The sequence below is a fragment of the Streptomyces sp. NPDC047028 genome (assembly GCF_040644095.1).
In the GTDB taxonomy this organism is placed as follows: Bacteria; Actinomycetota; Actinomycetes; order Streptomycetales; family Streptomycetaceae; genus Streptomyces.
Map to the genome: position 1 here is coordinate 109,294 of NZ_JBEYVS010000022.1, position 26,950 is coordinate 136,243.

The 26,950-nt window shown below is 69.9% G+C and carries 22 protein-coding genes and 2 tRNA genes; 8 read left to right on the top strand and 16 right to left on the bottom strand.

Annotated elements, in window-relative coordinates; all coding sequences use genetic code 11:
- Positions 1-45 precede the first annotated feature (45 nt).
- The 5 genes from ABZ854_RS20835 to ABZ854_RS20855 all read right to left on the bottom strand — a co-directional run bounded on the left by ABZ854_RS20835 (position 46) and on the right by ABZ854_RS20855 (position 6,726).
- Positions 46-1,065, bottom strand: a complete 1,020-nt coding sequence (locus ABZ854_RS20835) for a rod shape-determining protein (RefSeq protein WP_031158632.1) — start codon at positions 1,063-1,065, stop codon at positions 46-48.
- A 211-nt stretch (positions 1,066-1,276) separates the two neighbouring features.
- Positions 1,277-1,690, bottom strand: coding sequence for a nucleoside-diphosphate kinase (gene ndk / locus ABZ854_RS20840; RefSeq protein ID WP_129309192.1), 414 nt, complete (start codon positions 1,688-1,690; stop codon positions 1,277-1,279).
- Between the two features lie 62 nt (positions 1,691-1,752).
- Positions 1,753-2,115, bottom strand: coding sequence for a DUF4233 domain-containing protein (locus tag ABZ854_RS20845; RefSeq protein ID WP_129309191.1), 363 nt, complete (start codon positions 2,113-2,115; stop codon positions 1,753-1,755).
- Between the two features lie 7 nt (positions 2,116-2,122).
- Entirely contained in the window at positions 2,123-3,580 is a 1,458-nt protein-coding gene (locus tag ABZ854_RS20850) for a folylpolyglutamate synthase/dihydrofolate synthase family protein (RefSeq protein WP_361212881.1), read from the bottom strand.
- 521 nt (positions 3,581-4,101) lie between these two features.
- Entirely contained in the window at positions 4,102-6,726 is a 2,625-nt protein-coding gene (locus ABZ854_RS20855; protein ID WP_361212823.1) for a valine--tRNA ligase, read from the bottom strand.
- Between the two features lie 137 nt (positions 6,727-6,863).
- Here ABZ854_RS20855 and ABZ854_RS20860 point away from each other — a divergent pair, with 137 nt between their 5' ends.
- Positions 6,864-7,817, top strand: a complete 954-nt coding sequence (locus ABZ854_RS20860) for a hypothetical protein (protein WP_361212826.1) — start codon at positions 6,864-6,866, stop codon at positions 7,815-7,817.
- 77 nt (positions 7,818-7,894) lie between these two features.
- Here ABZ854_RS20860 and clpX read toward each other — a convergent pair whose 3' ends face one another.
- The 5 genes from clpX to ABZ854_RS20885 form a co-directional block, all read right to left on the bottom strand.
- Positions 7,895-9,181 (bottom strand): ATP-dependent Clp protease ATP-binding subunit ClpX, encoded by a 1,287-nt coding sequence (gene clpX, locus ABZ854_RS20865; RefSeq protein ID WP_129309186.1) that lies wholly within the window; start codon positions 9,179-9,181, stop codon positions 7,895-7,897.
- Positions 9,182-9,348: 167 nt separating this feature from the next.
- Positions 9,349-10,014: an ATP-dependent Clp protease proteolytic subunit gene (locus ABZ854_RS20870; RefSeq protein WP_129312061.1), complete on the bottom strand. Its 666-nt coding sequence runs from the start codon at positions 10,012-10,014 to the stop codon at positions 9,349-9,351.
- A 70-nt stretch (positions 10,015-10,084) separates the two neighbouring features.
- Complete coding sequence (locus ABZ854_RS20875) at positions 10,085-10,690, bottom strand: ATP-dependent Clp protease proteolytic subunit (protein ID WP_129312060.1); 606 nt, start codon at positions 10,688-10,690, stop codon at positions 10,085-10,087.
- Positions 10,691-11,042: 352 nt separating this feature from the next.
- Entirely contained in the window at positions 11,043-12,413 is a 1,371-nt protein-coding gene (gene tig / locus ABZ854_RS20880; RefSeq protein WP_361212830.1) for a trigger factor, read from the bottom strand.
- A 191-nt stretch (positions 12,414-12,604) separates the two neighbouring features.
- A tRNA-Pro gene (locus tag ABZ854_RS20885) sits at positions 12,605-12,681 on the bottom strand.
- 164 nt (positions 12,682-12,845) lie between these two features.
- Between ABZ854_RS20885 and ABZ854_RS20890 the strand changes: the two genes are divergently transcribed.
- Positions 12,846-12,919: transfer RNA gene (locus tag ABZ854_RS20890), tRNA-Gly, on the top strand.
- Between the two features lie 466 nt (positions 12,920-13,385).
- On the opposite strand, the gene ABZ854_RS20895 is transcribed toward ABZ854_RS20890, so the two are convergent.
- Positions 13,386-13,580 carry a hypothetical protein gene (locus ABZ854_RS20895; RefSeq protein WP_361212833.1) on the bottom strand — a complete coding sequence of 65 codons (195 nt, stop codon included), beginning with the start codon at positions 13,578-13,580 and terminating at the stop codon, positions 13,386-13,388.
- Between the two features lie 530 nt (positions 13,581-14,110).
- Between ABZ854_RS20895 and ABZ854_RS20900 the strand changes: the two genes are divergently transcribed.
- The gene (locus ABZ854_RS20900) at positions 14,111-15,181 is read left to right on the top strand and encodes an acyltransferase family protein (RefSeq protein ID WP_361212836.1); all 1,071 of its coding nucleotides are present in this window, start codon (positions 14,111-14,113) and stop codon (positions 15,179-15,181) included.
- A gap of 62 nt (positions 15,182-15,243) precedes the next feature.
- Here ABZ854_RS20900 and ABZ854_RS20905 read toward each other — a convergent pair whose 3' ends face one another.
- A complete protein-coding gene (locus ABZ854_RS20905; protein ID WP_361212839.1) occupies positions 15,244-15,738 on the bottom strand; it encodes an HD domain-containing protein in 495 nt (164 codons plus the stop codon).
- 9 nt (positions 15,739-15,747) lie between these two features.
- Positions 15,748-16,920: a PP2C family protein-serine/threonine phosphatase gene (locus ABZ854_RS20910; RefSeq protein WP_361212842.1), complete on the bottom strand. Its 1,173-nt coding sequence runs from the start codon at positions 16,918-16,920 to the stop codon at positions 15,748-15,750.
- A 175-nt stretch (positions 16,921-17,095) separates the two neighbouring features.
- Between ABZ854_RS20910 and ABZ854_RS20915 the strand changes: the two genes are divergently transcribed.
- Positions 17,096-18,343, top strand: coding sequence for a GNAT family N-acetyltransferase (locus ABZ854_RS20915; RefSeq protein ID WP_361212845.1), 1,248 nt, complete (start codon positions 17,096-17,098; stop codon positions 18,341-18,343).
- Between the two features lie 23 nt (positions 18,344-18,366).
- Here the strand turns inward: ABZ854_RS20915 and ABZ854_RS20920 are convergent, their stop codons facing one another.
- Together ABZ854_RS20920 and ABZ854_RS20925 are read right to left on the bottom strand one after the other, a co-directional pair.
- A complete protein-coding gene (locus ABZ854_RS20920; RefSeq protein ID WP_361212848.1) occupies positions 18,367-19,188 on the bottom strand; it encodes a DNA-formamidopyrimidine glycosylase family protein in 822 nt (273 codons plus the stop codon).
- 98 nt (positions 19,189-19,286) lie between these two features.
- Entirely contained in the window at positions 19,287-19,772 is a 486-nt protein-coding gene (locus ABZ854_RS20925) for a ribose-5-phosphate isomerase (RefSeq protein WP_361212851.1), read from the bottom strand.
- A gap of 247 nt (positions 19,773-20,019) precedes the next feature.
- On the opposite strand from ABZ854_RS20925, the gene ABZ854_RS20930 reads away from it, so the two are divergent.
- Entirely contained in the window at positions 20,020-21,456 is a 1,437-nt protein-coding gene (locus ABZ854_RS20930; RefSeq protein ID WP_361212854.1) for an amino acid permease, read from the top strand.
- Positions 21,457-21,539: 83 nt separating this feature from the next.
- Here the strand turns inward: ABZ854_RS20930 and ABZ854_RS20935 are convergent, their stop codons facing one another.
- Positions 21,540-22,121: a biotin transporter BioY gene (locus ABZ854_RS20935; RefSeq protein WP_361212857.1), complete on the bottom strand. Its 582-nt coding sequence runs from the start codon at positions 22,119-22,121 to the stop codon at positions 21,540-21,542.
- Between the two features lie 504 nt (positions 22,122-22,625).
- Here ABZ854_RS20935 and ABZ854_RS20940 point away from each other — a divergent pair.
- The 3 genes from ABZ854_RS20940 to ABZ854_RS20950 all read left to right on the top strand — a co-directional run bounded on the left by ABZ854_RS20940 (position 22,626) and on the right by ABZ854_RS20950 (position 26,865).
- On the top strand, positions 22,626-23,267 hold the full coding sequence (locus ABZ854_RS20940; RefSeq protein WP_361212860.1) for a superoxide dismutase: 642 nt from the start codon (positions 22,626-22,628) through the stop codon (positions 23,265-23,267).
- A 194-nt stretch (positions 23,268-23,461) separates the two neighbouring features.
- A complete protein-coding gene (locus ABZ854_RS20945; RefSeq protein ID WP_361212863.1) occupies positions 23,462-25,678 on the top strand; it encodes an MMPL family transporter in 2,217 nt (738 codons plus the stop codon).
- 5 nt (positions 25,679-25,683) lie between these two features.
- Complete coding sequence (locus tag ABZ854_RS20950; protein WP_361212866.1) at positions 25,684-26,865, top strand: sensor histidine kinase; 1,182 nt, start codon at positions 25,684-25,686, stop codon at positions 26,863-26,865.
- Positions 26,866-26,950 lie beyond the last annotated feature (85 nt).

Here is a 26,950-nt window from a genome sequence, read left to right on the forward strand (position 1 = left end):
CGTACGAGAGGAGATCATCTCGTACGGCGGAATCGAAGAGTTACGTCATCTGCGCGGCTGGGCGTCCAGGACCTGCTGGAGCGCCTCGAACTCCTCGACGCATTTGCCGGAGCCGAGCGCCACGCTGTCCAGCGGGTCCTCGGCGATGTGGATCGGCATGCCGGTCTCACGGCGCAGCCGCTCGTCGAGGCCGCGCAGCAGGGCGCCGCCGCCGGTCAGCACGATGCCCCGGTCCATGATGTCGCCGGACAGCTCCGGCGGGCACTTGTCGAGTGTCGTCTTGACCGCGTCGACGATCGCATTGACCGGCTCCTCGATCGCCTTGCGGACCTCGGCGGCCGAGATGACCACGGTCTTCGGCAGACCGGAGACCAGGTCCCGGCCACGGACTTCGGTGTGTTCGTCGGCGTCGAGGTCGTACGCCGAACCGATCGTGATCTTGATCTGTTCGGCCGTGCGCTCACCCAGCAGAAGGCTGTACTCCTTCTTGATGTACTGGATGATCGCGTTGTCCAGCTCGTCGCCCGCCACCCGGATGGACTGGGCGGTGACGATGCCGCCGAGCGAGATGACGGCGACCTCCGTGGTGCCGCCGCCGATGTCCACCACCATGTTGCCCGTGGCCTCGTGGACCGGCAGGCCGGAGCCGATGGCGGCGGCCATGGGCTCCTCGATGATGTGCACCTGGCGGGCGCCTGCCTGGGAGGACGCCTCGATGACGGCGCGGCGCTCGACGCCCGTGATGCCCGAGGGCACGCAGACGACGACCCGCGGCCGGGCGAGATACCGCCGCTTGTGGATCTTCAGGATGAAGTAGCGGAGCATCCGCTCGGTGATCTCGAAGTCGGCGATCACGCCGTCCTTCAGCGGACGCACGGCGACGATGTTGCCCGGCGTGCGGCCGATCATCTTCTTCGCTTCGGCACCGACCGCGAGGATGCCACCGGTGTTGGTGTTGATCGCGACGACGGACGGTTCGTTGAGTACGATCCCGCGACCCCTGACGTACACCAGCGTGTTGGCGGTCCCGAGGTCGACAGCCATGTCACGGCCGATGAACGACATTGAGTTCCCCATCAGGATTCGTCTGGCCTTCCCCGGTAGCTTTTGAGGGCGTTTCAGGTACGGCGAAGTGGGTGCTGTGACGTGAAGGCTTCCATGGTAGACGCGCTTTCACGAACACTGCGGGAGGGTCTCCGCCATTGTCAGCAGATGATGTGTCCCCGCGCTTGTGGAGACGGGCGTTCGGGGGCGCTCGTTCCCTCGATCGTCGCTGTTACGCGCGGCCCGGGAAGAAGATCTTGACCTCGCGCTCGGCGGACTCCTCGGAGTCGGAGGCGTGGATCAGGTTCTCGCGGACGATGACGCCGTAGTCGCCCCGGATGGAGCCGGGCGCTGCGGCGATCGGGTCGGTGGGGCCGGCCAGGGCGCGCAGCCCCTCGACGACCCGCTCACCCTCGACGATCATGGCCACGACCGGGCCGGAGGCCATGAACTCCACGAGCGGCTCGTAGAACGGCTTGCCCTTGTGCTCGCCGTAGTGCTGCTCCAGCGTGTCCTGGTCCAGGGTGCGCAGTTCCAGCGCGGTGATCTGCCAGCCGGCCTTGCGCTCGATGCGGCTGATGATCTCGCCGGTCAGGCCACGACGGACGGCGTCGGGCTTGAGGAGGACGAGGGTGCGCTGGCTCACGGGGTGACTCCTTACGACTGACGTGCGGTGGGACGAGGTTACAAGGTCACGGGCCCCGGTTGTCACGCAGCGTCAGCGGAAGCTGAGGAGGATTCGGCGGCCGCCGCGAATCTCGCCTTCGCCTCGTCCACCTTCCTCCCGAAGTGCACCGATGCCCACCACAGCGCCGCGAAGACCACGCCCATGAAATACATCGTCGGGACGAAGACGCCGGACGCGATCAGGGCGAGCTGCAGCGCCCAGCCGAGGGCGACGCCGCCCGGCCGGGTCACCATGCCGCACAGCAGCACGCACAGCACCATCGCGATGCCACTGACCAGCCACACCGTCGACGTGGACAGGTCGGGGTCCTTCATGGCGACGAGGCCGGCGAACCCGATGATGAAGAACTCGCCGATCAGGGTCGACGCGCAGAGCGTACGCATGTCGTTCTCAGCCCTTTCCGAGCAGCAGCCGGGCCTCGCCGACCGTGATGACGGAGCCGGTGACCAGCACGCCGCCACCGGTGAACTCGCCCTCCTCCTCGGCCAGCGTGATCGCGGCCTCCAGGGCGTCGGGCAGCCGCGGCTCGACCTGGACCCGCTCCTCGCCGAACACCTCGACGGCGATCGCGGCCAGTTCGTCCGCGTCCATGGCGCGGTGGCTGGAGTTCTGGGTGACGACGACCTCGGTGAAGAGCGGTTCGAAGGCCTCCAGCAGCCCCCGCACGTTCTTGTCGCCGCTCGCGCCGACCACCCCGATCAGCCGGCTGAAGTCGAACGCCTCCCGCACGGCCTCGGCGGCCGCCTCGGCGCCGGCCGGGTTGTGCGCGGCGTCCAGCACGACGGTCGGGGAGCGCCGTACGACCTCCAGGCGGCCCGGCGAGGACACGGCCGCGAACGCCTTGCGGACCGTGTCGACGGCGAGCGGCTCGGCACGCTGGGCGCCCACCCCGAAGAACGCCTCCACGGCGGCGAGGGCGACGGCCGCGTTGTGCGCCTGGTGGGCGCCGTGCAGCGGGAGGTACACCTCGGGGTACTCGCCGCCCAGGCCGCGCAGGGTGAGCAGCTGCCCGCCGAGCGCGACCTGCCGGGCCACCACCCCGAACTCCAGCCCCTCCCGGGCGACCGTGGCGTCCACCTCGACGGCCTTCTTCAGCAGCACCTGCGCCGCGTCCACGGGCTGCTGCGCCATGATCACCGTGGCGTCCTGCTTGATGATGCCGGACTTCTCGCCGGCGATCTCCCCGGTGGTCCCGCCGAGCCGGTCGGTGTGGTCCAGGCCGATGGGCGTGATGACGGCGACGTCGCCGTCGATGACGTTCGTCGCGTCCCAGGAGCCGCCCATGCCGACCTCGACGACGGCCACGTCGACGGGCGCGTCCGCGAAGGCGGCGTACGCCATGCCGGTCAGCACCTCGAAGAACGACAGCCGGTACTCCTGCTGGGCGTCGACCATCTCGACGTACGGCCTGATGTCCTGGTACGTCTCGACGAACCGCTCGGCGGAGACCGGCGCGCCGTCCAGGCTGATCCGCTCGGTGATCGACTGCACGTGCGGGCTGGTGTACCGGCCGGTGCGCAGCTCGAAGGCGCCGAGCAGGGCCTCGATCATGCGGGCGGTGGAGGTCTTGCCGTTCGTCCCGGTGATGTGGATCGAGGGGTACGACCGCTGCGGCTCGCCCAGCACGTCCATCAGCGCGGCGATGCGGCTGACCGAAGGCTCCAGCTTGGTCTCGCCCCAGCGGCCGGCCAGCTCCGCCTCGACCTCGCGCAGCGCCCTGTCGACCTCGGGGTCCTCGGGCCGGGCCGGCACGTCGGCCTGCGGCGCGCCGCCCTGGGTACGCAGGGTGCGGCTGCCGGCCTCGATGACGGCGAGGTCGGGGTCGCGGGTGGTCTCCGCCTCGACGATCTCGTCGAAAGGGTCGACTCCGTCGGGGCGGTCGCCTCCGTCGGGGCCGTCGAAGGGGCCGGGCTGGTCGGTACCGGGGGTGTCACTCACGGGGCCAGTCTACGGGCGTGCGGTGACAAGGGTGGGGGTGCCTTGGGTGGGGGGTGCCTTCGGTGGTGGGTGAGTGCGGGGGCGTTGTGGCTTGTCGCGCAGTTCCCCGCGCCCCTTAGTGGGTGCAGTCCCGTCGGCTGGCACGGCACCCTGCGTTGGTCGCGCCCGCGCGCCGGAGCCGCATATCGACACGGCCCCGCGCCCCTGGGGGGTGCAATTCCATCGGCTCGTACGGCGCCCTGGGTCGGCGCGGTCCGTTCCAAGCCGCGGGCATGCGTGCCTCCCCCAGTGCCTTAAGGGCCTGGGGGGACCCCCAAGGCGGCACGGGTGGGCGCGGGGGCAACTCTTCGGCGGGGGGCGCCTGGTCCGGCACCCGGGTACGCGCAGGCCCCCGGGGCCTTAAGGGCTCCGGGGGCCGGCGGGGCGTGCCGTTACGCCGACGGCAGCTTGTCGAGTTGGGCGGTGATGCGGGCGATGTCCTCCTCGGCCTTGGCCAGGCGCGTGCGGATCTTGTCCACGACGTTCTCCGGGGCCTTCGCGAGGAACGCCTCGTTGCCGAGCTTGCCCGTGGCCTGGGCCTTCTCCTTCTCGGCGGCGGCGAGGTCCTTCGCGAGCCGCTTGCGTTCGGCGGCCACGTCGATCGTGCCGGACAGGTCCAGCGCGACCTCGGCGCCGGAGACCGGCAGGGTCGCCGTGGCCGTGAAGGAGTCACCCTCCGGCTGGAGCCGCAGCAGCTGGCGGATGGCCGCCTCGTGCGGCGACAGCGCAGTACCGTCCAGCTTCAGGCGGGCCGGCACCCGCTGCCCCGGCTGCAGCCCCTGGTCGGCGCGGAACCGGCGGACCTCGGTGATGACGGACTGGAGCGTGGAGATCTCCTGCTCGGCCGCCGCGTCCCGGAAGCCACTGTCCTTCGGCCACTCGGCGACGACGACGGACTCGCCGCCGGTGAGGGTGGTCCACAGGGTCTCCGTGACGAACGGGACCACGGGGTGCAGCAGCCGAAGCGTGACGTCCAGGACCTCGCCGAGGACGCGCTTGCTGATCTCCGCCGGCTCGCCGCCCGCCTGGAACACGGTCTTGGACAGCTCGACGTACCAGTCGAAAACCTCGTCCCACGCGAAGTGGAACAGCGCGTCGGAGAGCTTGGCGAACTGGAAGTCGTCGTAGAACGCGTCCACTTCGGCGACGACCGAGTTGAGCCGGGAGAGGATCCAGCGGTCGGTCGCCGACATGGCGGAGGCGTCCGGCAGCGGTCCCTCGACCGTCGCGCCGTTCATCAGCGCGAAGCGGGTCGCGTTCCAGATCTTGTTGGCGAAGTTCCGCGAGCCCTGGACCCAGTCCTCGCCGATCGGAACGTCGACACCGGGGTTCGCACCACGGGCCAGGGTGAAACGCAGGGCGTCGGAGCCGTACTTGTCCATCCAGTCCAGCGGGTTGACCGCGTTGCCGAAGGACTTCGACATCTTCTTGCCGAACTGGTCGCGGACCATGCCGTGCAGGGCGATGGTGTGGAACGGCGGCGTGCCGTCCATCGCGTACAGGCCGAACATCATCATCCGGGCGACCCAGAAGAACAGGATGTCGTAGCCGGTGACCAGGACGGAGTTCGGGTAGAACTTCGCGAGCGACTCGGTCTGCTCGGGCCAGCCCAGCGTGGAGAACGGCCACAGGCCGGAGGAGAACCAGGTGTCGAGGACGTCGGTGTCCTGGCGCCAGCCGTCGCCGGTGGGCGGTTCCTCGTCGGGCCCGACGCAGACGACCTCGCCGTTCGGGCCGTACCAGACGGGGATGCGGTGGCCCCACCACAACTGCCGTGAGATGCACCAGTCGTGGAGGTTGTCGACCCAGTCGAAGTACCGCTTCTCCATCTCCTGCGGGTGGATCTTGACCCGGCCGTCACGGACGGCGTCGCCGGCCGCCTTGGCCAGCGGGGCGACCTTGACCCACCACTGCATGGACAGGCGCGGCTCGATGGTGGTCTTGCAGCGCGAGCAGTGGCCGACCGAGTGGACGTAGGGCCGCTTCTCGGCGACGATCCTGCCCTCGGCGCGCAGCGCGGCGACGATGGCGGAGCGGGCCTCCAGCCGGTCCAGGCCCTGGAAGGGGCCGTGGGCGGTGATGACGGCGTGCTCGTCCATGACGGTGAGCGACGGCAGGTCGTGCCGCTGCCCGATCTCGAAGTCGTTCGGGTCGTGGGCCGGGGTCACCTTGACGGCGCCGGTGCCGAACTCGGGGTCGACGTGCGCGTCCGCGACGACCGGGATGGAGCGGTCGGTCAGCGGCAGCGTGATGAGCTTGCCGACGAGGTGCCGGTACCGCTCGTCGTCCGGATGGACGGCGACGGCCGTGTCACCGAGCATGGTCTCGGCGCGGGTGGTGGCGACGACGATGCTGTCGTCCCCGTCGCCGTACCGCATGGAGACCAGCTCGCCGTCGTCGTCCTGGTACTCGACCTCGATGTCCGAGATGGCGGTGAGGCAGCGCGGGCACCAGTTGATGATGCGCTCGGCGCGGTAGATCAGCTCGTCGTCGTAGAGCCGCTTGAAGATGGTCTGGACGGCCTGGGAGAGGCCCTCGTCCATGGTGAACCGCTCACGGGACCAGGCCACGCCGTCGCCGAGGCGGCGCATCTGGCCGCTGATCTGGCCGCCGGACTCGCCCTTCCACTGCCAGACGCGCTCGATGAACTCCTCCCGGCCGAGGTCGTGCCGGGACTTGCCCTCCTTGGCCAGTTCCCGCTCGACGACGTTCTGCGTGGCGATGCCGGCGTGGTCCATGCCGGGCTGCCACAGCGTCTCGAAGCCCTGCATGCGCTTGCGCCGCGTCAGCGCGTCGATCAGGGTGTGCTCGAAGGCGTGCCCGAGGTGCAGGCTGCCGGTGACGTTCGGGGGCGGGATGACGACCGTGTACGGCGGCTTGTCACTCTTGGCGTCCGCCTCGAAGTAGCCCCGCTCTACCCAGCGCTCGTACAGCGGCCCCTCTACGTCGGCCGGCGCGTACTGGGTCGGCAGTTCGGTGTCGGGCGCGGGTGGCTGCTGCGATGCGTTCTCGGTCACGGGGGTCAGTTTAGAGGTGTCACGGGGCGGTCCCGAAACGCGTTTGTTCTGTAACGGTGCGGCCCCCGGTGCGGTGCGCCGCACGGGCCTGAGCCAGGATGTCGGCAACACATAAGTATCTGGAGGGGAACCCAGGAATGAGCAGCAACCAGCCGGGCCCGTACGGCCAGCAGCCCCAGCAGCCGGGTCCTTACGGCCAGCCGGGTCAGCCTGGTCCCTACGGCCAGCCGGGCCCCTACGGTCAGCAGCCGCAGGCTCCCCAGCCCGGCTACGGCTACCCCCAGCAGGCCCCTCCGGCCCAGCCGGGCTACGGCTACCCGCAGCAGCCCCCGCAGGGCGTCCCGCCGCAGCCCGGTCCCTACGGCCAGCAGCCCCCGTACGGCGCCGTCCCGCAGCCCCCGGCTCCCGGCGGCAACGGCAAGAAGACGGGCCTGATCATCGGCGCGGTCGCCGTGGTCGCGGCGATCGCGGTGGGCGCGTACTTCGTGATCGGCGGCGGGGGCGGCGCCTCGGTCGCCGACGACGGTCCGCACAAGCTGATCACGCCGGAAAAGGTGATCAACGGAACGTACACGAAGAGCCAGGACGACGCGTCCGACGGTATGACCAAGGACGATCTCAAGGACGCCGAGAAGTGGGGGGTGCAGAACCCCAAGGACGTCAGCGCCGGTTACACCAGCGGCAAGGGACTGACGCAGAAGATGCTGAACTTCAGCGGCGTCTACGGCACGATCGACGACCCGGAGAAGGTCGTCGACGCGATGTTCGCCTACATGAAGTCCGAGTCCGAGAAGGACAAGGCGGGCGACGGCACCAAGGGCGAACTTGAGGGCAGCCCGCAGACGATGTCGCCGTCCGGCTTCGACAACGGCGTGATGAAGTGCCAGAACGCCAAGATCACCAACGAGCAGGCGCAGAGCGGCGAGCCCAAGACGATGAACCTGCCCATGTGCATCTGGGCGGACCACAGCACGGTCGCCTACGTGCTGTCGATGAACGTGGCCCAGCTGGCGACGGGAGGCAGCCTCTCCCTCGACGACGCCGCCGACATCGCGGCGAAGCTCCGCAACGACGTCCGCGTCAAGGCCTGACGCCGTACCGGCGACGCGAAGGGGCCCCGGTCGGCTGACCGGGGCCCCTTCGTGTGTCCTCTCCGCCTGCCGGGCGGTTACGCCGTCTTCTGCTCCCCCGTGCCCCGGCCGCGGGCGTCCCGCGGGATCAGGGTCGGGTTGACGTTGGAGTGGACGACGTCGGCTGTGATGACGACTCGGGCGACGTCCTTGCGGGACGGGACCTCGTACATGACCGACATCAGGACCTCTTCCATGATGGCGCGCAGGCCGCGTGCGCCGGTCTGGCGGAGGATGGCCTGGTCGGCGATGGCTTCGAGGGCCTCGCGCTCGAAGTCCAGTTCCACGCCGTCGAGTTCGAAGAGGCGCTGGTACTGCTTGACCAGGGCGTTGCGGGGCTCGACGAGGATCTGGAGGAGCGCTTCACGGTCGAGGTTGTGGACCGAGGTGATCACCGGGAGGCGGCCGATGAACTCGGGGATCATGCCGAACTTGACCAGGTCCTCCGGCATGACGTCCTCGAAGACGTCTTTGTCCTCCCGCTCGCGCTTGGACAGGATCGTCGCTCCGAAGCCGATGCCCTTGGCGCCTGCGCGGGCCTCGATGATCTTCTCCAGGCCGGCGAAGGCACCGCCCACGATGAACAGCACGTTCGTCGTGTCGATCTGGATGAACTCCTGGTGCGGGTGTTTGCGGCCGCCCTGGGGCGGGACCGAGGCCGTGGTGCCTTCGAGGATCTTGAGGAGCGCCTGCTGGACGCCCTCGCCGCTGACGTCCCGCGTGATCGACGGGTTTTCGCTCTTCCGGGCGACCTTGTCGATCTCGTCGATGTAGATGATCCCGGTCTCGGCCTTCTTGACGTCGTAGTCCGCGGCCTGGATCAGTTTGAGGAGGATGTTCTCGACGTCCTCGCCCACGTAGCCCGCCTCGGTCAGCGCCGTGGCGTCCGCGATCGCGAACGGGACGTTCAGCATGCGGGCCAGGGTCTGGGCGAGGAGGGTCTTGCCGGAGCCCGTGGGGCCGAGGAGGAGGATGTTGGACTTGGCCAGTTCGATGGCGTCCTCGCGGCCCTGCGCGCCGCCGTTCTCGCCGGCCTGGACCCGCTTGTAGTGGTTGTACACCGCGACGGAGAGCGCCTTCTTGGCCGCTTCCTGGCCGACCACGTAGCCCTCGAGGAACTCGTAGATCTCGCGGGGCTTGGGCAGCTCCTCCCAGCGGACCTCGCTGGTCTCGGCCAGCTCCTCCTCGATGATCTCGTTGCAGAGGTCGATGCACTCGTCGCAGATGTACACACCGGGCCCTGCGATGAGCTTCTTGACCTGCTTCTGGCTCTTGCCGCAGAACGAGCACTTGAGCAGATCGCCGCCGTCACCGATGCGTGCCACGGTGTGCTTCCCCTTCGCCTGGGAGACGCCTGGACACGGGTTCCAGCGGCTCCTGGTGCTGCCTTATGTCCGACGGTACCTTGCCGGGCCCGGTGTTCGGGCCCCCCTTGGCACGGTTCACTGTGATGTGGGCCGTGCCAAGGGCGCGGAGACTGCGGCTTGCCGCGTCAGCGGACCGCCTCGTTGTTCAGCTTGCGGGTGGAGATGATCTGGTCGACGAGGCCGTACTGCAGCGCCTCCTCGGCCGTGAGGATCTTGTCGCGCTCGATGTCCTCGCGGACCTTCTCGATCGGCTGGCTGGAGTGCTTGGCGAGCATGTCCTCCAGCTGCTGGCGCATCCGGGTGAACTCGTTGGCGATGATCTCCAGGTCGGAGAGCTGCCCCCGGCCGGTGGAACCCGCCGGCTGGTGGATCAGCACGCGGGAGTTCGGCAGCGCCATGCGCTTGCCCGGCGTACCGGCGGCGAGCAGGATGGCCGCGGCGGAGGCCGCCTGGCCCATGCACACCGTCTGGATGTCGGGCTTCACGAACTGCATCGTGTCGTAGATCGCCGTCAGGGCGGTCATGTCGCCGCCCGGGCTGTTGATGTAGATCGAGATGTCCCGGTCGGGGTCCATCGACTCCAGGCACAGCAGCTGCGCCATGACGTCGTTGGCGGAGGCGTCGTCGATCTGGACGCCCAGGAAGATCACGCGCTCCTCGAAGAGCTTCGCGTACGGGTCGTACTCGCGGACGCCCTGGGAGGTGCGCTCGACGAAGCGCGGGATGACGTAGCGGCTCTCGGGGCGAGGCCCTTCGTACATGCCGCTGGCGGCGCCGGGGAAGTTGCTCATGAGGGTGTTCACCGTCCTGGTGGCGTTCTGGGGGCTGGGGTCGTGGCGGTGCGTGGCGTGGCCGGGCCGGTCAGGCACCGGTGCCGCCGCCTCCCGGAATACCCGAGGCGTGCGTGATGATCTCGTCGATGAGACCGTAGTTCTTGGCCTCTTCGGGGGTGAACCAGCGGTCCCGGTCGGCGTCGCGGAGGATCGTCTCCTCCGTCTGGCCGGAGTGCAGCGCCGTCAGCTCGGTCATGGTCTTCTTGGTGCGCAGCAGGTACTGGGCCTGGATCTTGATGTCCGAGACCGTACCGCCCAGGCCCGCGGAGCCCTGGTGCATCATGATGTCGGTGTGCGGGAGGGCGAAGCGCTTGCCGGCCGTACCACCGGTGAGCAGGAACTGGCCCATCGAGGCCGCCATGCCCATGCCGATCGTGACCACGTCGTTCGGGATGTACTGCATGGTGTCGTAGATCGCCATGCCGGCCGTCACCGAGCCGCCGGGGCTGTTGATGTAGAGGTAGATGTCCTTGGCCGGGTCGGCGGCGAGGAGCAGCAGCTGAGCGGTGATCTTGTTGGCGATGTCGTCGTCGACCTGCTGGCCGAGGAAGATGATCCGCTCGCCCAGGAGCCGGTTGTAGACCTGGTCGCCGAGGCCGCCACCGATGGAAGGCTCGCCGGCGGCGGAGGGCATCAGATTCGTCACGTATCCACCTGCTCGCTCTTGCGACGGCGTGGAGCCGTCTCACGTGTTCCCTACGGGGTCTGGTGCGGGGGCTTCAGGAGACTCCCCTGCCCCCGTACTCATGGACCCTAACGCGCGGGTCCCTTCGGGGAATCCCGGAGAAGCGGGTGTTCGCCGGGGGCGTAGCGGTGTGCGGGGGTGCGGTACGGGGGCTTCGGTGCGTGTTCGGGTGCGGTGCGTTGTGGTTGCTCGCGCAGTTCCCCGCGCCCCTGTGGGTTGGGGGGCGGGCCGGAGACGCACGACGGGCCCTGGGGGTCGTTCGTCCCCAGGGCCCGTCTCAGGCTTTCAGAGTCGCCGGGGCTCAGGCCTCGGTCGGCTCGTCCGTGGTGGCCTCGGCCTCGGCGGCCTCGGTCTCCTCGTCCTCGTCGTCGAGGTCGATGACCTCGCCGTTGGTGTCCTTGACCGTGGCCTTCTCGACCACGACGGCCAGGGCCTTGCCGCGGGCGACCTCGCCGACCAGGAGCGGAACCTGGCCGCCCTCGACGACGGCCTGGGCGAACTGGTCGGGGGACATGCCGGAGGAGGCGGCGCGCCGCATGAGGTGCTCGGTGAGCTCCTCCTGGTTGACGTTGAGCTTCTCCGTCTTGACCAGCTCGTCGAGGACGAACTGGGTCTTGATGCCCTTGACCGCGGCCTCGCGGGTCTCGGTGTCGAACTCCTCGGCGGTCTTGCCCTGGATCTCCAGGTACTTGTCGAGGGTGAGGCCCATCTGGCCGAGCTGGTGATGCTCCAGGTTGTGCTTGCGGGTGTTGATCTCGTCCTCGAGCAGCTTCTCGGGGACGGGGACCTCTACCAGCTCCAGGAGCTTCTCCAGGACGCGCTCCTGCGCCTGGGTGGCCTGGTCGTACTGCTTCATGTCGGCCAGGCGCTTGCGGCTGTCGGCCTTCAGCTCGTCCAGGGTGTCGAACTCGGAGGCGAGCTGCGCGAACTCGTCGTCCAGCTCGGGCAGTTCGCGGGCGGCGACCTGGGTGACCTTGACGGTGACCTCGGCCTCCTTGCCCGCGGCGGAGCCGCCCTTCAGCTCGGAGGTGAAGGTCGCCTCGCCGTCGGCGGACAGGCCCTTGACGGCGTCGTCGATGCCGTCGAGCAGCTCGCCGGAGCCGATGGTGTAGGAGACGCCGTTGGCGATGCCGTCCTCCAGCACCTCGCCGTCGACCTTGGCCTCCAGGTCGATGGTGACGACGTCGCCGTCCTCGGCGGCACGCTCGACCGGAGAGGTGGAGGCGAAGCGCTCACGGAGCTGCTCGACCGACTTCTCGACGTCCTCGTCGGTGACCTCGACGGCGTCGACCTCGACCTCGATGCCCGAGTAGTCCGGGATCTCCAGGGCGGGGCGGACGTCGACCTCGGCGGTGAAGTTCAGCGTCTCGCCGTCCTTCAGCTCGGTGATGTCGACCTCGGGCTGACCCAGGGGGTTCAGCTCGGCCTCGTTGACCGCCTCGGTGTAGAACTTCGGGAGCGCGTCGTTGACGGCCTCCTCCAGCACCGCACCGCGGCCGAACCGCTGGTCGATGACGCGGGCCGGGATCTTGCCCTTGCGGAAGCCCTTCACCGTGACCTGCTGGTTGATCTTCTTGTACGCCGCGTCGAGGCTGTCCTTGAGCTCCTCGAAGGGCACCTCGACAGTGAGCCGAACCCGGGTCGGGTTCAGGGTCTCCACGGCGCTCTTCACGGTTCGGTCTCCTTGTGGCTGACTTCTCGGGTTCTGCCGGGGCCTGACAGGTCCGGCGGATTTAGCCGCCCGAGGAAGTTCGTAGGCCATGGGGCCGAGGACACACGGGCGCGCAGCTTGCATAGTAACCGCAGCCGCTCAGCGCCCCAAAAGGCGATCATCGCGGTGGGGCGTCACGGTGAGTGAGCCGGTGGTCGGGGTGGCGGGATTTGAACCCACGGCCTTCCGCTCCCAAAGCGGACGCGCTACCAAGCTGCGCCACACCCCGTCTGGTGCGACACGTAGGGTACATGGCCCGGACCGCTGCGTCGGCAGCTTTACCGGCGCCCCGCACGCGGTGCGCCGGCACCGCCCGAACGTGTTGGCCTCCGTGGTGCGCGACCCGCTACGATGCACTCCAGTGCCGCGGTCACCGACCTGCGGCGCCGTGCTGCGGGCGTAGCTCAATGGTAGAGCCCTAGTCTTCCAAACTAGCTACGCGGGTTCGATTCCCGTCGCCCGCTCCAGACGACTCAGGGCCAGGCCAGAGGATCACCCCTCGACCTGGCCCTGATCGCTTTCCGGGGGCCCGATCAGCCGGTCGTGCCCTCGCGTGGCCGCGGAGAGCGGCTGCCGATCACGGACCGTCCCGGCGAGTCCGCTTGGCGCGCCTGAGGGCGAGCAGGGTCATCACCTGCTCCGACGGCCAGGTCAGGCATCGCACCACCGGATTGTGAACCACGTACCACCCGGGGCTCACCCACCCGCGTTCCTTGTCCACGAGCCCTCGACCTCTGTCGCCGTAGACATACCGCAGGTAGCAGTGGAGGAGTGGGTCCCCCGCCACGAGGAGGAGCGGAGCCAGTGCCAGGCCGCCCACGGTGGCGCAGAGACGGGCCGTCCGGGAGGTGGCGACGCCGATGCGCATGACCGCAGGCTGCCACAGCACTCCCCGGCGAGCGCCGTGTGGGGGGGCGCCCGTCTCGGCCCCGGTCAGAAGTTGATCTGGTTGATCGTGTCCGCTACCGAGTTCAGGAAGCGGTTGATCGACGGTGCCATGCCCGTGGAGGCGAGGAAGAAGCCGAACAGGACGGCGACGATGGCTGGGCCGGGCTTGATGCTGCCGCCCCTCAGCAGCACGACGAGGATGATCGCCAAAAGCAGCACCACGGACAGTGAAATGGCCACAACAGATCACACCTTTGGTCGGTCCCTCTCCCGGCCCAGGGGCACGACCCTGCGCACCCCCGCCAGGACCATCGTGCCACCAACCGGGCCCCGGTATGCGGCTCGTGACACAACGTTGGCCAGGAGTCCTCGCCCGACACGGCGTCGCACGGAAATTCGACCGGGCGTCCGGGCATGAGATCACGGGGAATTGGAGGCGTTGGTTTCCATGCCCACACATCTTGCGCACAGGCAATTCGAATTACCGAAGCAAGGGGCGCAAATCACCCCAACTGTCCGGATTAATTGGCACATCTGTCACGAACTGACGACCCTGACGCGGACTCATCTCACAGGCACGTTCCCTCAAGAACGGGGTATCAGGAGGCGATACCAGGAATGACTTCGGGAGTTTTACGTATTCCCTTCACGACGCTAGGGTGCCTGAGATGTTTGACGCCGACCCGCCCCCCGGTCAGAGCCACGGACCCCTCCCTGAGGCACAGCCCCTGACGAGTGGAGTGCCCAGTCCCCGGCAGTCCAGTGAACCGGTGGCGAGACCCGGCAGGCAGCGCGACGCCTTCTTCGACAACGCCAAGTACCTGACGATCATGCTGGTGGCGATCGGCCACACCTGGGCGACGGTCAAGACCGGCAACCGCACGCTGCAGGCGGCCTACGACGTCGTCTACACCTTCCACATGCCGGCGTTCATCATCATCTCCGGCTACTTCTCCCGGAGTTTCGACCTCCGCCCCGACCGGCTCAAGCGGCTGATCACCGGCGTCCTCGCGCCGTACGTCATCTTCGAGACGGCCTACTCACTCTTCCGTATCTACGCCGGCCGTTCCGACGACCACAACATCAGCGTGCTCAACCCCTACTACCTGACCTGGTTCCTGTGCGCCCTGTTCATCTGGCGCCTGACCGCCCCGGTCTGGAGGCTGGTGCGCCACCCCCTGCCGATCGCCATCGGCCTGGCCATGCTGGGCTCGACGGCGTCGGTACTCGGCGGGGAGCTGGACCTGCACCGCGTCCTGCAGTTCCTCCCCTGTTTCGTGCTGGGGATGACCCTGAAGCCGGAGCACTTCCGCATGGTGCGCCGCCGGTCGGTGCGGATCCTGTCGGTTCCCGTGTTCGCGCTGGCGATGGCCGGCGCGTGGTGGGTCGTGCCCCGCGTGAACTCCTCCTGGGTCTACCGGGACGCCGCCGCCCAGGACCTGGGCGCGCCGTGGTGGGCCGGACCCGTCATGGTGCCGGTGATGTTCGGCGGCGCCGTGCTGCTGACCGCCTGCCTCTTCTCCTGGGTGCCGAGCCGCAGGACCTGGTTCACCGCGCTCGGCACGGGAACGCTGTACGCATATCTGCTGCACGGGTTCGTGGTCAAGAGCGTCAAGTACTCGGGGGTGTTCGAGACACCGTGGCTGCACCGCCCGCTCGGCGTCCTCCTGCTCACCGTCCTCGCGGCATGCACGGCCACCCTGCTGTGCACCCCGCCCGTGCGCAGGGTGTTCCGCTTCGCCATGGAGCCGAGGATGGACTGGGCCTTCAAAACGGACGTGGGCGGACCGGTCCCGGACCGGCGGCAGCGGGAACGGGAACGGGAACCGGTCGGCGCCTGAGCCCCTACTTCTGACCGGTCGGTGCCTGAGCCCCTACTTCTGACCGGTCGGTGCCTGAGCCCCTACTTCTGACCGGGCCGGCCGATCTCACTGATCTGGCCGGCCAGACCGAGAAGCGTGCGCATCCGCGCGTACTTCTCGGTCAGTCGTGTGCGCGTGGCCTCGTCCAGGACCGCCAGCCGCCCGGGGTCGGCGTTGTGGGCGAGGTCCGCCTCCTTCACCAGGCGGGCGCCCGGCGTGGCGAGGATGCGGCGCGCGTACGTCTCCGGCTCCTCGCCCGGCCGCCTGGTGAGGGCCCGTACGACCGCCTTGGTGCGCGGGGTCAGCGCGGCGGCCGCCAGCCACTCCTCGGTCAGCGCGTCGTCCTCGACGGAGTCGTGCAGCCAGGCCGCCGCGATCTGGTCGGCGTCGCCCCCGCGGGCGCGGACACCGGCGGCGACGGCCGCGAGGTGCTCGGCGTACGGCCGTCCCGCCTTGTCGGTCTGCCCCTCGTGCGCGGCGCGTGCGACGGCCTCGACCTCGGCCAGGGTAAGGAGCGGAAGCGGATGCGCGGGCACGGTCACCTCTCAGCGGGCCGCGGCGGATGCCTCGCGGCAGATCAGCAGCAGCGCCCGGTCGTCGTTGACGTCCTTGGCCACCGCTTCGATGAGGTGCCAGGCGGCTCCGTGGAAGCCGCCGGCGACATAGCGGTCGGCCTCGCCGGTGAGCCGGTCCATGCCCTCGACGATGTCCCGGTCGGACGTCTCCACCAGCCCGTCCGTGAACAGCATCAGCACGTCCCCGGGGCGCAGCGAGCCCTTCACGGGATCGAACTGGGCGCCGTCGTAGACGCCCAGCAGCGGGCCCTCGGCGGCCTTCTCCTCCCAGCGGCCGCTGCCGGCGCTGAGTTGCAGGCCCGGCGGATGCCCGGCGGTGTACAGCTCGTAGTCCCCGGAGTCCAGGTCGAGCACCAGGTGGATGGAGGTGGCGAAGCCCTCCTCCCATTCCTGGCGCAGCAGGTAGCCGTTGGCGGCCGGGAGGAACGCGTGCGGTGGGAGCGAGCCGAGCAGGCCGCCGAACGCCCCGGACAGCAGCAGCGCCCGGGACCCGGCGTCCATGCCCTTGCCGGACACGTCCGTGAGGACGACCTCCAGGGTGCGGCCGCCGTTGGTACGGGCGGCGACGACGAAGTCGCCGGAGAAGGACTGGCCGCCGGCGGGGCGGAGCGCCATCTCGTGGTGCCAGCCCTGCGGGAGTTTCGGCAGTTTGCTCTGCACCCGGATGCGCTCGCGCAGGTCGAACAGCATGGTGCCGCCGCGCCGCCAGGGCACGCCGACGCGGCTGCGGAACTGTGCCGTCAGCAGCCCGAAGAAGCCGCAGGCGGCGACCACCAGGACCACGCCGGGGGTGACCCGGCTCGGTCCCTCGGTGTAGGGGCCGAGCCGTACCGACTCCACGATCAGCGCGGTGGCCCCGGCCGCGTACAGGCCCAGCAGGCTCGCCGGGCGCAGCAGCAGGCCGCCGGCCACGATGGGCAGGACCAGGGTGGCCGGGGAGCACCACACCGAGTCGGCGAGGGTGAGGGCGGTGAGGACGGGGATGGTGAGCAGGAGGCCGACGAGGGCGATCCAGTCGGAGCCGTTGCCGCGGAAGTAGTCCACGGCGCTGCGGCGCAGGCCGACGCGGGCCCGGTGCCACTGCTTCCTGCACCGGGCCGTGAACGTATCGGCCTTCGCGCGCCGCTCTCGTCCTGCTGCCATTAGTTGGGGACCCTATCGATCGGACCGGCCACTTGGCACGGGAGGTCCCACTTGTCCCCCGTCCGAGGCTCAACTTCAGCGTTCAACAACATAGTCAACGGCACGGAGGGCACGCGCGGGGCCGTCGGAGAGAAATTCACTGGCTCGTCCCGCAATGCCCTGATAGGCATGGGTCATGGCGGCAACCGATTTCACGCCCGTGCCGAGGGTGCTGCGGCAGGACGACTGGGACCTCTGGTACGACACGCTGCTCCGCGCCTTCGGCGGGGTCGAGGAAGCGGCCGAGGAGCGGGAGTTGTGGCACTCCCTGACCGATTTCGACCGTTCCCTAGGGGTTTGGGACGGTGAGCGGTGTGTGGGTACGTCGGGGGCGTTCCGCTTCCGGGTGAGCGTGCCGGGCGGCGCCCTTGTGCCGGCCGCGGGCGTCACGATGGTCGGCGTCGCGGCCACGCACCGGCGCCGGGGCGTGCTCACCTCGATGATGCGCCGGCAGCTGGACGACGTGCGCTCCTGGGGCGAGCCGCTGGCGGTCCTGACGGCTTCCGAGCCCGCCATCTACGGCCGGTTCGGGTACGGCGCGGCCACCTCGTGGCTGAGCGCGGAGATCGACACCGGCCGGGTGCGGCTGTCCGTCCCGCCGGGCACGGACGCCGTACGCCTGCGGTACGAGGACCCGGCCGACGCCCTCGACGCGTGCGAGGCGGTGTACAGCGCGCTGGTCCCGGGCCGGCCGGGGATGCCGGCCCGGCAGCCGGGCTGGGAGCGGGTGGGGCTGCTGGACCCGGCGAGCGAGCGGGGCGGGGCGTCGGCCCTGCAATGCGTGGTCGCGGAAAGGGACGGCGAGGTGACGGGGTACGCGCGGTACGCGGTCAAGCCGGACTGGTCGCCCGCCGGCGCGGCTCACGGCACCGTGGTCCTGAGGGACCTCGGCGCGCTGGACCCGGCGAGCGAGGCGGCGCTGTGGCGGTTCCTGTGGGACATCGACCTGACGACGACGCTGCGGGTGCGGTCCCGCCCCGTGGACGACTCCTGGCTGCACCAGGTCTCCGACGCCCGCCGCTGCGAACCGCGCCTTCGGGACGGGTTGTACGTCCGTCTCGTCGACGTCGGTACGGCCCTCTCGGCGCGTTCGTACCAGACGCCGGTGGATGTCGTGCTGGAGGTGGAAGACGCGTTCTGCCCGTGGAACGAGGGGCGTTGGCGGCTGAGCGGTGACGCGAAGGGAGCGTCCTGCGAGCGGGCCGCGGACCCGGCGGAACTGTCCCTGTCGGCACGGGAGTTGGGCGCGGCCTATCTTGGCGGCGTCTCCCTGGTGTCGCTGGCGTCGGCCGGGCGGGTACGGGAACTGCGGCCGGGCGCGCTGACGGAGGCGTCGGTGGCGTTCGGCTCCCCGGTGCCGCCGTGGCTGCCGCACGGGTTCTAGGCGGACGTCCTAGACCGGACGTCCTAGACGGACCCCGAGGGTTTCTGGCAGGCCGGGCACCAGAAGAGGTTGCGGGCGGCCAGGTCCGCCGTGCGGATCCCGGTGCCGCAGAGGTGGCAGGGCTGGTTCGCCCGGCGGTAGACGTACACCTCGCCGCCGTGGTCGTCCACGCGCGGCGGCCGGCCCATCGCCTCGGGGGTGTGCTCGGGGCGGACCGTGTCGATGCGGTTGTGGCGGACGCCCTCGCGCATCAGGGCGACGAGGTCGGCCCATACGGTGTCCCACTCGGCCGGGGTGATGTCCCGCCCGGGACGGTACGGGTCGATGCGGTGCCGGAAGAGGACCTCGGCGCGGTAGACGTTGCCGACGCCGGCGATGACCTTCTGGTCCATCAGCAGGGCGGCGATGGTCGTACGGCTGCGGGAGACGCGCCGGTACGCGGCCGCCGGGTCGGCGTCCTCGCGCAGCGGGTCGGGGCCGAGACGGTCGTGTATCGCCTGCTTCTCGGCGGGCGTGATCAGGGCGCAGGTGGTGGGGCCGCGGAGGTCGGTGTACGAGGTGTCGTTCGCGAGGCGGAGCCGGACGGTGTCCGTCGGCGGGAGCGCGGGGGCGGGGCCGAAGGTGACCTTGCCGAAGAGGCCGAGGTGGATGTGGACCCAGTGGTCCTCGCGGAACCGGAGGAAGAGGTGTTTGCCGTGGGCCTCGGTGGCGGTGAGGGGGCTGCCGGTGAGGAGGTCGGCGGCGTCGGAGAACTTGCCCTGCGGGCTGCTGACCGAGGGGGCGGTGTTCTGGAAGCGGTCGGCGTAGTCCTGAGCCAACCGATGGATGGTGTGCCCTTCCGGCAAGACGAGGTTCCCCTTTCCGACCAGTACGTTCTCGCCCACCCGGGGTGCCTGACAGGCGCCGCCGGGCGGGTGGGCGAGCGGGCAGAGTCCTCGGAGGGTTACTGCTGGGGGTGGTGGGCCGGAACCGGGGGGAGGTCGCCCGTCGTCTCGTAGGACGACAGCATGTCGATGCGGCGGATGTGCCGCTCGTCGCCGGAGAACGGCGTGTTGAGGAAGACCTCGACGAACTTGGTCGCCTCCTCCTCGCTGTGCATCCGCGCCCCCACCGCCACCACGTTGGCGTTGTTGTGCTGCCGCCCCAGCGCCGCCGTCTCCTCGCTCCAGGCCAGCGCCGCGCGCACACCCTTCACCTTGTTCGCGGCGATCTGCTCCCCGTTCCCGGAGCCGCCGATCACGATGCCGAGGGCGTCGGAGTCCGCCGCCGCCCGCTCCGCCGCACGGAGGCAGAAGGGCGGGTAGTCGTCCTGGGCGTCGTAGATGTGGGGCCCGCAGTCGACGGGCTCGTGCCCCGCCGACTTCAGCCATTCGACGAGGTGGTTCTTGAGTTCGTAGCCCGCATGGTCGGAGCCGAGGTACACGCGCATGGGACGAGTGTGACACGCCCGCATCCAGGCGGCAGCCTCGGGTGCCGAGCAGGGAGAACACCATAAAAACCATGGAACCTCAAGGAAACCTCAAGTAACGATCTGGATTCAAAGGTTCCCGAATTCGTTCGCCTCGGATTCACTGGGCCGCCTCGTACACCGCTCGTGCGAGACCCCGTACACCGCCCCACCACGGCACCCCCGCTCGTACGGGAGACGCTCCTCCAGGCGCAAAGGAAATCCGTCCATGACCCCTGGTTCCGGACTTCAGGCAGGACTCAAGAACCGCCACCTCACGATGATCGCCATCGGCGGCGTGATCGGCGCCGGCCTCTTCGTCGGCTCCAGCTCCGGCATCGCCACGGCCGGCCCCGGCATCCTCCTGTCGTACGCCCTCGTCGGCACCCTCGTCGTCCTCGTGATGCGGATGCTCGGCGAGATGTCCGCCGCCAATCCGACCTCCGGCTCCTTCTCCGCGCACGCCGACCGCGCGCTGGGCCGCTGGGCCGGCTTCTCCATCGGCTGGCTCTACTGGTTCTTCTGGGTCGTCGTCCTCGCCGTCGAGGCGAGCGCCGGCGCGAAGATCCTCGAGGGCTGGATGCCCGCCGTCCCCCAGTGGGGCTGGGCGCTGATCGTGATGGCCGTGCTGACGGTCACCAACCTGGTCTCCGTCGGCTCCTACGGCGAGTTCGAGTTCTGGTTCGCCGGGATCAAGGTCGTCGCGATCGGCGCGTTCATCGCCGTCGGCGTGCTGGCGATCTTCGGCGTACTGCCGGGCGCGCACACCGACACGGCGTCCTTCTCCAACCTGACCTCGCACGGCGGCTTCCTGCCGAACGGCCCCGGCGCCATCCTCTCCGGTGTGCTGCTGGTCGTGTTCTCCTTCATGGGCAGCGAGATCGCCACGCTGGCGGCCGGCGAGTCGGAGGACCCGCAGCGGGCGGTCACCAAGTCCACCAACAGCATCATCTGGCGTATCGCGGTCTTCTACCTCGGCTCGATCCTCGTCGTGGTCTCGCTGCTGCCGTGGAACTCCCCCGCCATCCAGAAGGACGGCTCCTACGTCGCCGCGCTGGAGTCGCTCGGCATCCCGCACGCCGGTCAGATCATGAACTTCATCGTGCTGACCTCGGTGCTGTCCTGCCTCAACTCCGGCCTCTACACGGCCTCCCGGATGGCGTTCTCGCTCGGTGAGCGCGGCGACGCGCCGAAGGCGTTCGCGCGGACCACGGCCCGCGGCGTGCCGATGACCGCGATCCTCTCCTCCGTGGCCTTCGGGTTCGTCGCGGTGTTCTTCAACTACCGCTACCCGGACTCGGTGTTCCTCTTCCTGCTCAACTCCAGTGGCGCGGTGGCCCTGTTCGTGTGGCTGGTCATCTGCTTCTCGCAGCTGCGGATGCGCCGGATCATCCAGCGCGAGTCGCCGGAGAAGCTCGTCGTGAGGATGTGGCTGTACCCGTATCTGACCTGGGCGGCGGCCGCGCTGATCGTGTTCGTCCTGGGCTACATGCTGACCGACACCAAGGGCGCCAGCAGCGGCCGTACGACCGTGCTGCTGTCGCTGGGGGTGGCGGCGGTCGTGCTGGTGGTCGCGGTGGTGAAGCAGACCGTCGAGTCCCGCCGCACGCGGGCCGTGGCCGAGTCCGGGGCGGACCGGCCGGCCGAGAAGGTCACCACCGGCTGAACCCACCCGCCGGACACGCGAGAGGCTCGCCGGGGAACGCCCGGCGAGCCTCTCGTACATGAATGACCGCGTGAAGCGCCGCCTCAGCGCTTGCCGGCCAGCTTCCAGGCGGCGGGCAGGAGCCCCGTCGCGAGGGCGGCCTTGAGGGCGTCGCCGATGAGGAACGGGGTGAGGCCGGCCGCGATCGCGGCGGACGCGGACATGTGGGCGGTGACGGCCAGGTAGGGCACGCCGACGGCGTAGATGACGGCCTCGCCCAGGATCATCGTGCCGGCCATGCGCAGCGGGGAGCGGTCGGCGCCGCGCCGGGCGAGGGCGCCGACGACGGCGGAGGCGAGCACCATGCCGAGGACGTAACCGAAGGAGACGGCGCCCGCACCGGAGCCGCCGTCCGCGAACCACGGCACGCCGGCCACGCCGGCGAGCGCGTACAGGGCGAGGGAGAGCAGGCCGCGGCGGACGCCGAGCGCGGTGCCGACGAGCAGCGCGGCGAAGGTCTGCCCGGTCACCGGCACCGGGGTGCCCGGCACGTGGACGGAGAGCTGGGCCGCGAGACCGGTGAGCACGGCGCCGCCCAGCACGAGAGCGACGTCGCGCACGCGGGAGGTGGGCAGCAGGTCGGCGAGGACGGCGCCGGGTCGGACGCCTGCGGTGGCGGTGCTCATGAGGACTCCGTGGGGTGAGGGCAGGTGGGAACACCGCGACGCTATCCCGGGGGCCTGGAGCCGATCACCGTCAGCGCTCGACAAAGCGGGGAACGGGGACTTGGTGGGCTTCACACAAAAGACGCAGAGGACACCCGATGTGGCGTGACACTGATCACTGAGGTGAAGTGCCACCCACTACACCGGGCCTGACATCCTGTCTGTCGGATTCCACCAAAGGGCCGTCAGAAGTCCCGTCCCTTCCCGCGGCCGGTGACCGGATTCTCACGACGGGACGCCCCGACTGGCTGCCGTTCGCGCCCCGTCGTTCCCTGGCGGCCGTCGGCTACGGCCGCACGGCGACTGCGCGCCCGCCGCCGACCGCCCCCACCTCCGCCGAGACCACCGCCGAGACCCTCGCGTGCCGGACACGCGGGGGTCTTCGCGTTGCCCCGGCCCGCAGCATTGTTGCTAGTCTTTCGTTACTGCAATCAATATGCAATAAGAGGTTCGGAGGGGACCCCCATGCCCGTCTACACGCTGCCCGACCTGCCCTACGACTACTCCGCGCTGGCGCCCGTGATCAGCCCCGAGATCATCGAGCTGCACCACGACAAGCACCACGCGGCCTACGTCAAAGGCGCCAACGACACGCTGGAGCAGCTCGCCGAGGCGCGGGACAAGGAGCAGTGGGGCTCGGTCAACGGCCTGGAGAAGAACCTGGCGTTCCACCTCTCCGGGCACATCCTGCATTCGGTCTACTGGCACAACATGACCGGCGACGGCGGCGGTGAGCCCCTCGCGGCCGACGGCGTGGGCGACCTGGCGGACGCCATCACCGAGTCCTTCGGCTCCTTCGCGGGCTTCAAGGCCCAGCTGTCCAAGGCGGCGGCCACCACCCAGGGCTCCGGCTGGGGCGTCCTCGCCCACGAGCCGCTGAGCGGCCGGCTGATCGTGGAGCAGGTCTACGACCACCAGGGCAACGTCGGCCAGGGATCGACGCCGATCCTGGTCTTCGACGCCTGGGAGCACGCCTTCTACCTCCAGTACCGCAACCAGAAGGTGGACTTCATCGAGGCGATGTGGCAGGTCGTGAACTGGCAGGACGTGGCCCGCCGTTACGAGGCCGCGAAGTCCCGCGCGGCCGGGCTGTTGCTCGCCCCCTGAGTCCACGGCCCCCGATCGCCCTGCCTTGTGATCGTCTTCTCACCCTTCACGTAGGCAGGCGGATGAAAGGAAGACCCCCGTGAGGACGTGACTCACGGGGGTTTTCCTCACCCCCGGCTCCACCGATCGGTTGACCCCAGGTTCCACCGGACACCCGTGTCTGCCAAGGGCCCTGCTCAGCAAGGCTCTTGGATATGAACTCACTAACCGTGCGCGTAGCGCGCTGGAGCGCCAGGCACCCCTGGCGGACGCTCGTCGGCTGGCTGCTCTTCGTGGCGCTGTGCCTGGGCGTCGGCAACGCCGTCGGTACCGACAGCGCGAAGACCGCCGACTACCGGGTGGGCGAAGCCGGCCGTGCGGAGGCCATGGCCGCCCAGGGACACCTGGAACGCCCGTCCACCGAGCAGATCCTTGTCTCCGCCCGCTCCGGCCCTCGGCCTGGATCGAGCGGGGGGGTGGCCGTCGGCGCCCTGGGTGAAGGGCCCGCCGCCGCAGCGCGCGAGCTGACCGCACGCATGCGACGGCTGCCCGAGGTGAGCGGGGTGGCCGACCCGGTACGGTCCTCCGACGGACGCGTCCTCATGGTCGAGGTGTCCCTCAAGGGCGAGGAACTGGATGCCGAAGCCAAGGTCGGCGCGCTCGTCGCACAGACCCGGGCCGTCCAACGGGCCCACCCCGAGCTGCTCGTGCAGGAGACCGGATCCCCCTCGGTCAGCAAGGGAGTCGACCAGCAGCGCGACGACGACCTGGCCCTGTCCGAGAAGATCAGCCTGCCCGTCACCCTCGTCACCCTGCTGATCGTGTTCGGCTCGCTCACCATGGCCGCCGTACCGCTGGTCCTCGCGCTGTCCTCCATCGCGGCGGCCGTGGGACTGGCGATGGTCGCCTCGCACCTCAGCCCAGACACCGGGGTCGGCACGAACATCATCCTCATGATCGGCCTCGCCGTCGGCGTCGACTACACGCTCTTCTACCTCAAGCGGGAGCGGGAGGAGCGGGCCCGCTGCGGCGGCCGGCTCGGCGCGGAGGCGCTGGTGGAGCTGGCGGCGGCCACGTCGGGGAGAGCCGTCGTCGTCTCCGGGCTGGCGGTCGTGGCCTCCACCGCCACCCTCTACCTGGCCTCGGACGTCATCTTCTCCTCGCTCGCCACCGGCACGGTCGTGGTCGTGCTGGTCGCGGTGGCCAGTTCCCTGACCGCGCTGCCCGCGCTGCTGACCGTGCTGGGCAGGCGTGCCGAGCTCCGGGCGCTCCGGCGGGCGGAGCGCGGCAGGGCCGCCCGGCGGATCCGGGGCGAGAGCGGTGGCAGGTTCTGGTCCGCCTTGCTGCGGCCCGCCGCACGGCACCCGATGGCCGCCCTGTGCGTCTCGCTCCTCGCCCTGCTCGCCCTGGCCCTTCCACTGACCGGGCTGAAGATCACGGAGATGAGCCGGGACACGCACTCCCGCGCGATCCCCGCCATGCGGGTCTACGACCGCCTCAACGAGGCCTTCCCCGAACGGCGGGTCACCCATCAGGTCGTGGTACGGGCCGACGCGGGGCGGTCGAAGGAGGTCATCAGGGAACTGCGCGAGCTGGCCGGCCAGGCCACGCGTGACCCGCTGTTCACCGGTTACTCCCGCATCCGGACCTCCTCCGACCGGCGGACCAGCACGCTGGAGCTGAGGGTTCCCTACCTCGGCAACTCCCGGCAGGCGTACGCGTCCTTGGGCCATCTGCGGCACGACTACCTGCCCGCCACCGTCGGCCGGATCGCCGGCGCCGAGTACGGCGTCACCGGCGACGTCGCCCGCTACCAGGACTATCCGGCCCACCAGGACCGCAGACTCCCCCTGGTTCTGGGTGCGTTGCTGCTCGTGACGTTCCTGATGACCCTGTACGCGTTCCGCTCCGTCGTCCTCGGCGTGATCGGTGTCGTACTGAACCTGCTGTCGGCGGCGGCCGCGCTCGGCCTGCTGGTCCTCGTCTTCCAGCACACCTGGGCAGAGGGGCTGCTGGACTTCCGTTCCACGGGGTCGATCGGGGCGCGCGTGCCGCTGTTCCTGTTCGTGATCCTCTTCGGGCTGTCGATGGACTACCAGGTGTTCGTGGTGAGCCGGATCCGGGAGGCGGTGCTGGCCGGCGCGCCCACCCGGCAGGCGGTGCTGGAGGGGGTGCGGCGGTCGGCGAGCGTGGTGACCAGCGCGGCGGTGGTGATGACGACCGTCTTCGTGAGCTTCGTCTTCCTGCACCTCATCGAGATGAAGCAGATCGGTTTCGTGCTCGCGACGGCCGTGCTGATCGACGCGTTCGTGGTCCGCGTTCTCGTCCTGCCGTCGGCGATGCTGCTGCTCGGCGAGCGCAGCTGGTGGCCGTCGCGGGTGGGGCGAACCCCGGCACCGGTCCCGGTACGGCAGCCGGCCGACGTACGTTGATCCCCATGACCTCTCCTGCCGGACTGCCCGCCGACGCCTTCTGGGTGTCCACGCTGCGCAGATGGAACACCGTGTGCTGGGTGCTGTTCGCCGCCATGGCCGTCGGCATCACGGCGCTGAGCGAGGGCGGCGCCCGGTACGCGGCCCTCGCCCTGCTCGGCAGCGTGGCCCTGGCCTTCGCGGCCCTGCACCACTTCCCGGACAACCCGGTGGTACGACCGCACGGATACCTGGCGCTGCTGGTGCTGGCACTCGGCGGGCTGGCCTATCTGCGCACCAGCTATGCGGCCCTGTTCATGGTGACGCGGCCGCACTACTGGATGTTCGGGCGGACGCCGAGGATCTCGCTGACGTTCCTCGGTCTGGCCACCGCCGGGACCCTGCTGGGGGGCTGGGTGCGGCAGGGGTGGTCCGGGGAGTTCTTCGGCGAGACGGTCGTGGGCACGCTGATCGTCGTGGCGGTGGGCGTGCTGATCGGGCTGTGGGCACGCGCCGTGGTCGAGCAGAGCTCCGAACGCGCGGTGCTCATCGACGAGTTGCGGCGCGCCCAGGCGGAGCTGTCGCAGGCGCACCAGCGCCAGGGCGCGGCCGACGAGCGGGAGCGGATGGCCCGGGAGATCCACGACACCCTCGCGCAGGGCTTCGCGTCCATCGTCGTCCTGGCGGAGGCCGCGCGGGCCGGGCTGGCCGGTGATCCGGGGCGCAGCGCCCGGCAGTTGAGGTCCATCGAGTCGACCGCCCGGGAGAACCTGGCGGAGGCGCGGGCGCTGGTCGGTTCGGGTGGGCGGCCGGACGCGGTCGCATCGGTGGCCGCCACCCTGCGGCGCGTCCTGGAGCGGTTCGCGGAGGACACCGGGCTGACCGTGACCGCCGAACTCGACGACCCGGACTGTGACCAGCAGACCCGGATCGCGCTGTTGCGCTGTACCCAGGAGTCCCTGGCGAACGTGCGCAAGCACGCCCGTGCCGCGACGGTCGGGGTGGTGCTGGCCCGGCGGCCGTACGGGGTGGAGCTGGAGGTGACGGACGACGGCGCCGGCTTCTCGGTGGGCGAGCCGTCGGCGGGGTTCGGTCTTGACGGGATGCGCCGGCGGCTGGCGGAGCTGGGCGGGCGGCTGACAGTGACCAGCTCGGTCGGGGACGGCACCCGGGTCCTCGCGGTGATCCCGGCGGAGGGGGCTGCCTAATGCTGTTGTCAAGCCACGAGACGCAGGGGTGCTCGGGCCTGGAAGGGCTGGCGGTCACGGAGCATGGCGTAGAGGACGTTGATCT